The following is an 8441-nucleotide window of genomic DNA, read 5'->3' on the forward strand; positions in this document are numbered from 1 at the left end:
ACATGACGCTCACCGACCATGGGTGCCGAGCCCACCAGGATGGCCGCGAAGTTGTACTGACGCATGCACCAGCTAAAGGTAAAGAACGCATAGACAAACACCAGCGCCAGGCACAGCAACTTGATTTCCGACATGCCTTGGGACGCCTGTTGCACCATCGGGATATCTGCCAGCAACGAAACCGCCCGCTCGGAAGCCCCGAGCACCGTGAGAATACCCGCCAGGATAATCAGCGTGCTGGAGGCGAAGAACGAAGCATTGCGCTCCAGGTTGCCGATCACGCTGGCATCGGCGATGCGGTTGTCGCGCAGCAGCATGCGGCGCATCCAGTCTTCGCGATAAAGGTGCAGAACACTGGCCAGGCACGCCGTATCACGGCCCTTCCATGTGGCATAGCGGGTGTAACCGCCCCAGCAGATAACGAACCAGATAGCGGCAAGAATGTGGATCAGGTTGGCTTGGATGAACGACATGCAGGTCCTTGTGATGTATTTGCGGTGTACACAACCCCTTGTAGGAGCAGCCGGTCGACGCTCGATTGCTCGCGAAGATCGTGAACTATGGCACGTGATTTCTGGATAAGCGCGTTGCTTACAGGTTCTTCGCGAGCAATCGAGCGTCGACCGGCTGCTCCTACAATGGGTTTGGCAGACTTTCGACGTTAGCCCAGAAAAAAAGACACTGCCTCAACCCCATAAAAAATGCCCCGTATCGATTGATACGGGGCATTTCTGTTTCTGCTCAGAACCCGCTTGTGGCGGGTCGTGAAGCGACTTAAGCCAAGGCTTCGGCGCGCTTGCCCAGCAGACGATCGCAAACTACCGCGACCACCAGTGTCATCACCGACGGCACCAGCCAGGCCAGACCCTGCTCGCTCAGCGGCAGGTGGGCCATTTGCGTCGGCATCCAGTCCGCCAGGCCTGCACCCTTGAGGGCGTCGATCAGGCCGAAGATGAACGACACCAGCATGACCGGGCCGAGGATACGACCCTGCTCATGCCAGAAGTCCTTGCAGAAGCTCAACGCCACCAGAACGATACATGGCGGGTAGATCGCGGTGAGCACCGGGATCGAGAACGCAATCAGCTTGGTGAGGCCCAGGTTGGACACCAGCAGGGAGAATGCAGCAAGGATGATGACCAGCGTCTTGTAGGACAGTGGCAGTACACGGCTGAAGTACTCGGCGCAGGCGCAGGTCAGGCCGACCGCGGTCACCAGGCACGCCAGTGAGATCAGCACGGCAAGGAAACCACTACCCAGCGAACCGAAGGTGTGCTGCACGTAAGCATGCAATACCGCCGCGCCATTGCTAGCGCCAGCGGCCACCTCATGGCTGCCCGAACCCAGACGGAACAGGCTGACGTAAACCAGCGCCAGACCCACACCGGCAATCAGACCGGCAATGATCGCGTAACGGGTGATCAGTGCAGGCGACTCGACGCCGCGGGAGCGGATGGCATTGACGATGACGATGCCGAACACCAGGGCGCCCAGGGTATCCATGGTCAGGTAACCATTGATGAAGCCTTGGGAAAACGGCGCCGCCACGTATTCAGGCGTGGCTTGGCCAATGTCACCGGCCGGCAAGGCGAATGCTGCAATGCCCAGCACGGCCAGGGCGATGATCTTCAGCGGCGCGAGAAAGCGCCCTACGGTATCCAACAGACGGCCCGGGTACAGCGAAATGAAGAACACCAGCAGGAAGTAAACCGAGCTGTAGAGGAACAACGCCAGCGGGCTCTCGCCGGTCAGCGGCGCCAGGCCCACTTCGAACGATACCGTGGCGGTACGTGGCGTCGCGAACAGCGGGCCAACAGCGAGGTAGCACGCAGCCGCCAGCAGGCCACCGGCGACTTTACCGATCGGGCTGCTCAAGGCATCCATTGCACCGCCGACCTTGGCCAGCGCCACAACGGTGATCACCGGCAGACCAACCGCGGTGACCAGAAAGCCCAGCGCCGCCATCCAGACATTGGGACCGGACTGCAAACCGACGATAGGCGGGAAGATGATGTTGCCAGCCCCGACGAACAGGGCAAACGTCATAAAACCAAGTGCCAGGATGTCCTGGCCTTTCAACACTTTCATTAAGGAAATACCACACTACTGAATCGGAATTTAGAGAGGGATTTCCCTATGGGTGAGGGAAATGCTGTCGGTCCGTATAAGACCAACCCTTTTAGCGCGTTGCTGCCTTGTGGGCCGCAGACGCAAAAATGGCGCGTAGACTAACGAATTTGGACCAGAAACGCACTGTTAGAGGGCGAACATTCCGATCTACGACACTTCTATGTCGCGTTTCTGCATGTAAATGGGTGGGGCCTGTAAGTCCGTCATCGCGAGCAAGCTCGCTCCCACATTGGAATGCGGTCAACTGTGGGAGCGAGCTTGCTCCGGGCGGCGTTCCGACGATGGGGCCCTGCCAAACAACACATAAATCCCGGAAATGACAAAGGCCACCCGAAGGTGGCCTTTGTCTGGTGAAGCGTCAGCCAAGCGCGAGGCTTACTTGACAGCCCAACCAGTCAGCTCGGCCAGGGCCTTGCCGATGTCTGCCAGCGAACGCACGGTTTTAACGCCTGCGTCTTGCAGAGCAGCGAATTTCTCGTCTGCAGTGCCTTTGCCGCCAGAGATGATTGCGCCAGCATGGCCCATGCGCTTGCCCGGAGGAGCAGTCACACCAGCGATGTAGGAAACAACCGGCTTGGTCACGTGTGCCTTGATGTAGGCAGCCGCTTCTTCTTCAGCCGAACCGCCGATCTCACCGATCATCACGATCGCTTCGGTCTTCGGGTCTTCCTGGAACAGCTTCAGGATGTCGATGAAGTTCGAACCCGGGATCGGGTCACCACCGATGCCGACGCAAGTCGACTGACCGAAACCGGCGTCAGTAGTCTGCTTCACAGCTTCGTAGGTCAGGGTGCCGGAACGGGAAACGATACCGACCTTGCCTGGCAAGTGAATGTGACCTGGCATGATGCCGATCTTGCATTCGCCTGGAGTGATCACGCCTGGGCAGTTAGGACCGATCAGGACTACGCCCAGCTCGTCGCACTTAACTTTAGCGTCCAGCATGTCCAGGGTAGGAATGCCTTCGGTGATGCACACGATCAGTTTGATGCCGCCGAAGGCAGCTTCCAGGATCGAGTCCTTGCAGAAAGGAGCCGGAACGTAGATCACGCTGGCGGTGGCGCCAGTGGCAGCTACAGCGTCTTTCACGGTGTTGAACACTGGCAGGCCCAGGTGCTCGGTGCCGCCTTTGCCTGGAGTTACGCCGCCAACCATCTTGGTGCCGTATTCGATGGCTTGCTGGGTGTGGAAACTACCTTGCGAACCGGTAATACCCTGGCAGATAACTTTGGTGTCTTTATTGATCAGGACGCTCATTATTTGCCCTCCGCAGCTTTGACAACTTGTTGAGCAGCGTCGGTCAGGCTGGTAGCAGCGATGATGTTCAAACCGCTTTCTGCCAGTACTTTAGCGCCCAGCTCAGCGTTGTTGCCTTCAAGGCGAACAACAACCGGGATTTTCACGCCGACTTCTTTCACAGCGCCGATGATGCCTTCGGCAATCATGTCGCAACGAACGATGCCGCCGAAGATGTTGACCAGTACTGCAGCGACGTTAGTGTCGGACAGGATGATCTTGAACGCTTCGGTAACGCGTTCCTTGGTAGCACCGCCGCCCACGTCGAGGAAGTTGGCTGGTTTGCCGCCATGCAGGTTGACGATGTCCATGGTACCCATGGCCAGGCCAGCACCGTTGACCATGCAACCGATGTTGCCTTCCAGCGCTACGTAGTTCAGTTCGAACTTGGCAGCGTGCGCTTCGCGCGGATCGTCTTGCGACGGATCGTGGAAAGTCTTCAGCTTAGGCTGACGGTACATGGCGTTGGCGTCGATGTTGATCTTGGCGTCGAGGCAATGCAGATCGCCGTCAGCCTTGATCACCAGCGGGTTCACTTCCAGCAGAGCCAGGTCGTGATCCTTGAACAGCTTGGCCAGACCTACGAAGATCTTGGCGAACTGAGCAACTTGCTTGCCTTCCAGACCCAGCTGGAATGCCAGCTCGCGACCCTGGAATGGCTGAGCGCCAACCAGTGGATCGATAGTGGCCTTGAGGATTTTCTCAGGGGTGTCGTGAGCGATTTTCTCGATGTCCACGCCACCTTCGGTGGAAGCCATGAACACGATGCGACGGCTCGAACGGTCAACGACAGCGCCCAGGTACAGCTCTTTAGCGATATCAGTGCACGATTCAACCAGGATCTTGGTGACTGGCTGACCATTGGCATCAGTCTGGTAAGTCACCAGACGCTTGCCCAACCACTGTTGAGCGAATGCTTTGGCGTCTTCTTTGCTGCGAACCAGCTTAACGCCGCCCGCTTTACCGCGACCACCGGCGTGGACCTGGGCTTTGACAACCCACTCGCTGCCGCCGATTTTGTCGCAAGCTTCTGCTGCTGCTTCCGGGGTGTCTACCGCGTAACCGGTGGAAACTGGCAGGCCGTACTCAGCGAACAGCTGCTTACCCTGATACTCGTGAAGATTCATGCTTATTACCGTCTTCGTTAGGTACTGCGCATTCGGTGCTGCACTCATTCAAGTGCCGCACCACCTGTGACTGCTGCTTGCATAGCCTTTCCGGATACCCGGTGCAGCTATGCAAGACTGCGTCCAGCGGATATTCCGCGGTGAGTCTTGCATGCAAGGCTCACGACGGGCCAAACCGCCGTGGTTTCTTATTATCTATTAACGCTTCTTGCGGTTGGCGATGTGGATGGCGCCGCCATTCACTGCCAAAGCAGCTTCGTGCAAGGCTTCAGACAGGGTCGGATGGGAGAAAACCATCATGCCCAGGTCTTCAGCGCTGGTGCCGAATTCCATACCGATCGCGCCCTGCTGAACCAGTTCTGCAGCGCTTGGGCCAATCACGTGGACGCCCAGTACGCGGTCTGTCTTGGCATCTGCGATGACCTTGACGAAACCACCGGTGTCGTTGGCAGCCATGGCACGGCCAGAGGCTGCGAACGGGAAGGTACCGACGTTAACTTCAACGCCTTCAGCTTTCAAGGCCTGCTCGGTTTTACCAACCCACGCGATTTCCGGGTGAGTATAAATAACCGAAGGGATCAGGTCATAGTTCATCTGGGCTTTGTGGCCCTTGATGCGCTCGACAACCATGATGCCCTCTTCCGAGGCCTTGTGCGCCAGCATCATGCCGCGAACCACGTCGCCGATGGCGTAAACGCCCGGTACGGTGGTGGCGCAGTGATCGTCAACGTGCACGAAACCGCGCTCGTCCAGGGTCACGCCGCAGTCGGCAGCCAGCAGATCAGTGGTCACCGGACGGCGACCAACGGCTACGATCAGCTTGTCGAAAGTGATGTTCTGTTCGCCGTTGGAATCGGTGTAGTTCACCACGACTTCGTCGCCGTTCACTTTGGAACCGGTGACGCGAGCGCCCAGCTTGATGTCCAGACCCTGTTTGGTCAGGGTTTTCAGCGCTTCCTTGGAAACGGCGGCGTCAGCGGCCATCAGGAAGGTGTCCAGGGCTTCCAGGACAGTCACTTCTGCACCCAGACGCGACCAGACCGAACCCAGTTCCAGACCGATCACGCCAGCGCCGATCACGCCCAGACGTTTTGGAACGGTTTGGAATTCCAGGGCGCCAGTCGAATCGACGATCACATTCTGGTCGACCGGAGCCGGCGGAATGTCGATCGGACGCGAGCCTGGAGCCAGGATCACGTTCTCGGCCTGGATGATTTCTACCGAGCCGTCCGGCTTGGTGACTTCAACTTGCTTGCCGGCCAGCAGCTTGCCGTGACCTTCAATGGATGTCACACCGTTGGCTTTGAACAGGGTGGCGACACCGGAAGTCAGGCCTTTGACGATGGTGGCCTTGCGGCCGACCATTGCTGGCACGTCCATGGTCACGCCAGCGTGGTTGATACCGTGGATCGCGAAGCCTTCTTTGGCTTCCTTGTACTTCCAGGAGCTGTCCAGCAGGGCCTTGGATGGAATGCAGCCGACGTTCAGGCAAGTACCGCCCAGAGCCAGTTTGCCTTCCTTGTCGGTGTACTTCTCGATGCAGGCCGTCGAAAGACCAAGCTGCGCGGCCTTGATGGCAGCCACGTAACCGCCAGGGCCCGCACCGATCACTACTACGTCAAATTTCTGCGACATTCAAAAAATCCTCTTTAGCGAAAAGCTTCAAGCCGCGAGCGGCAAGCCAGGCTGCGGGTTTTCCGACAGCTCGACTTGCAGCTCATGGCTGCTTCGATCAGATATCCAGCAACAGACGAGCCGGATCTTCCAGCAGGTTCTTGATGGTCACCAGGAAGGTCACAGCTTCTTTGCCATCGATCAGACGGTGATCGTAGGACAGTGCCAGGTACATCATCGGACGGATAACGACCTGACCGTTGATGGCCATAGGACGCTGGATGATGTTGTGCATGCCCAGAATGGCGGCTTGTGGCGGGTTGACGATCGGAGTCGACATCATCGAACCGAAAGTACCACCGTTGGTGATGGTGAAAGTACCACCGGTCATTTCGTCCATCGACAGTTTGCCGTCGCGGGCTTTCTTGCCGAAGGTGGCGATGCCGCCTTCGATTTCAGCCAGGCTCATCAGTTCGGCGTTACGCAGAACCGGTACAACCAGGCCGCGATCGCTGGAAACTGCAACGCCGACGTCAGCGTAGCCGTGGTAAACGATGTCGCCGCCGTCGATCGACGCGTTGACAGCCGGGAAGCGCTTCAGCGCTTCGGTAGCTGCTTTCACGAAGAACGACATGAAGCCCAGGCGTACGCCGTTGTGGGACTTCTCGAACAGATCCTTGTACTTCGAACGCAACGCCATGACTTCGGTCATGTCGACTTCGTTGAACGTGGTCAGCATCGCCATGTTCGACTGAGCTTCAACCAGGCGCTTGGCAACGGTGGCCCGCACACGGGTCATCGGTACGCGCTTTTCGATGCGCTCGCCAGCAGCGAACACCGGAGCAGCAGCGGCAGGTGCAGCAGCCTTGGCAGGCGCGGCAGCCGGAGCGGCTTTCTTGGCAGCAACGGCTGCAACCACGTCTTCCTTGGTCACGCGACCGCCTTTGCCGGTGCCGGCAACGGAAGCGATGTTGATGCCGTTCTCTTCAGCCAGTTTGCGGGCAGCTGGAGCAGCAACAGGATCGTCTTCGCCTTCGGCAGCTGGAGCAGCAGCCTGGGCAGCAGCCGGAGCAGCGGCAGCAGCTGGAGCAGCAGCACCGCCAGCCTGGATGGAGCCCAGCACTTCGTCAGACAGAACGGTATCGCCTTCGTTCTTGACGATAGCGCCCAGCACGCCGTCAGCGGTAGCCAGCACTTCCAGCACGACTTTGTCGGTTTCGATGTCGACGATCAGTTCGTCGCGCTTGACCGCGTCGCCCGGTTGTTTGTGCCAGGTGGCAACGGTGCCATCGGCAACCGATTCCGGGAAAGTGGGGGCTTTGATCTCGATAGCCATTATCTGTGGTTCCTTAAATTCGGTTTCAGGTGCGCGAAGGCGTTAAACAGTAAAGGCGTCTTGCAGCAGTTGTTCCTGCTGCTCGGCGTGCATCGATGCGTAACCGCATGCAGGTGCAGCAGAAGCCTCACGGCCCGCGTACTCGAGTACGAGAGACTTGTTGAGGTTGCCGACGCTGCGACGCAAGTGGTGTTGGCTGCAGTACCAGGCACCCTGGTTCATCGGCTCTTCCTGACACCAAACGATATGTTTGAGGTTGGTATAAGGAGCCAGGACTTCATTCAAGTCGTCCTCAGGGAATGGGTACAGCTGCTCGATACGCACGACGGCGATGTCGTCACGACCTTCGGCACGGCGTTTTTCCAGCAGGTCGTAGTAGACCTTGCCGCTACACAGAACAATGCGCTCGACCTTTTTCGGGTCTTGGGCATCGATTTCCGGGATAACGGTCTGGAACGAACCTTCGGCCAGATCTTCCAGCGTCGAGATGGCCAGCTTGTGGCGCAGCAGCGACTTCGGAGTCAGGACTACCAATGGTTTGCGCAGCGGGCGAATCACCTGACGGCGCAGCAAGTGGTAGATCTGAGCCGGCGTCGTCGGCATGCACACCTGAATGTTGTGCTCGGCGCACAGCTGCAGGTAACGCTCCAGACGAGCCGAGGAGTGCTCCGGACCCTGGCCTTCATAACCGTGCGGCAGCAGCATGGTCAGACCGCACAGACGGCCCCACTTGTGCTCGCCACTGGTGATGAACTGGTCGATAACGACCTGGGCGCCGTTGGCGAAGTCGCCGAACTGGGCTTCCCAGATAACCAGGGCATTCGGCGTGGTGGTCGAGTAACCGTACTCGAACGCCAGTACCGCTTCTTCGGACAGGAACGAGTCGTACAGGTCAAAACGCGGCTGACCGTCGTACAGGTTCTGCAGCGGGATGTAGG

6 protein-coding genes and 1 pseudogene are annotated in these 8441 nt (G+C 58.5%); all 7 read right to left on the reverse strand.

Going from position 1 to position 8441, the window contains the following annotated elements:
• Nucleotides 1-473, reverse strand: a 473-nt coding sequence (locus tag AC1DVH_RS22835; RefSeq protein WP_477755725.1) for a DUF599 domain-containing protein, incomplete at its 3' end; no start/stop codon positions are given.
• Between the two features lie 301 nt (nt 474-774).
• Complete coding sequence (gene brnQ / locus AC1DVH_RS22840; protein WP_477755726.1) at nt 775-2088, reverse strand: branched-chain amino acid transport system II carrier protein; 1314 nt, start codon at nt 2086-2088, stop codon at nt 775-777.
• A 417-nt stretch (nt 2089-2505) separates the two neighbouring features.
• Nucleotides 2506-3387, reverse strand: coding sequence for a succinate--CoA ligase subunit alpha (gene sucD / locus AC1DVH_RS22845; RefSeq protein WP_007919877.1), 882 nt, complete (start codon nt 3385-3387; stop codon nt 2506-2508).
• Entirely contained in the window at nt 3387-4553 is a 1167-nt protein-coding gene (gene sucC, locus AC1DVH_RS22850) for an ADP-forming succinate--CoA ligase subunit beta (protein WP_007919879.1), read from the reverse strand. The genes sucD and sucC overlap by 1 nt, the downstream gene beginning before the upstream one ends.
• 198 nt (nt 4554-4751) lie before the next feature.
• Entirely contained in the window at nt 4752-6188 is a 1437-nt protein-coding gene (gene lpdA, locus AC1DVH_RS22855; RefSeq protein WP_477755727.1) for a dihydrolipoyl dehydrogenase, read from the reverse strand.
• A 97-nt stretch (nt 6189-6285) separates the two neighbouring features.
• Nucleotides 6286-7503, reverse strand: coding sequence for a 2-oxoglutarate dehydrogenase complex dihydrolipoyllysine-residue succinyltransferase (gene odhB / locus AC1DVH_RS22860; RefSeq protein ID WP_477755728.1), 1218 nt, complete (start codon nt 7501-7503; stop codon nt 6286-6288).
• Between the two features lie 42 nt (nt 7504-7545).
• Nucleotides 7546-8441 (reverse strand): annotated as a pseudogene (locus AC1DVH_RS22865) (2-oxoglutarate dehydrogenase E1 component); the annotation flags it as partial.

The organism is Pseudomonas sp. P4_C3 (genome assembly GCF_056402075.1).

What these genes read in the sequence shown, in the direction of transcription:
- brnQ (WP_477755726.1), bottom strand. Translation starts at nt 2,088, where the DNA reads ATGAAAGTGTTGAAAGGCCAGGACATCCTGGCACTTGGTTTTATGACG.
- odhB (WP_477755728.1), bottom strand. Translation starts at nt 7,503, where the DNA reads ATGGCTATCGAGATCAAAGCCCCCACTTTCCCGGAATCGGTTGCCGAT.
- sucD (WP_007919877.1), bottom strand. Translation starts at nt 3,387, where the DNA reads ATGAGCGTCCTGATCAATAAAGACACCAAAGTTATCTGCCAGGGTATT.
- sucC (WP_007919879.1), bottom strand. Translation starts at nt 4,553, where the DNA reads ATGAATCTTCACGAGTATCAGGGTAAGCAGCTGTTCGCTGAGTACGGC.
- lpdA (WP_477755727.1), bottom strand. Translation starts at nt 6,188, where the DNA reads ATGTCGCAGAAATTTGACGTAGTAGTGATCGGTGCGGGCCCTGGCGGT.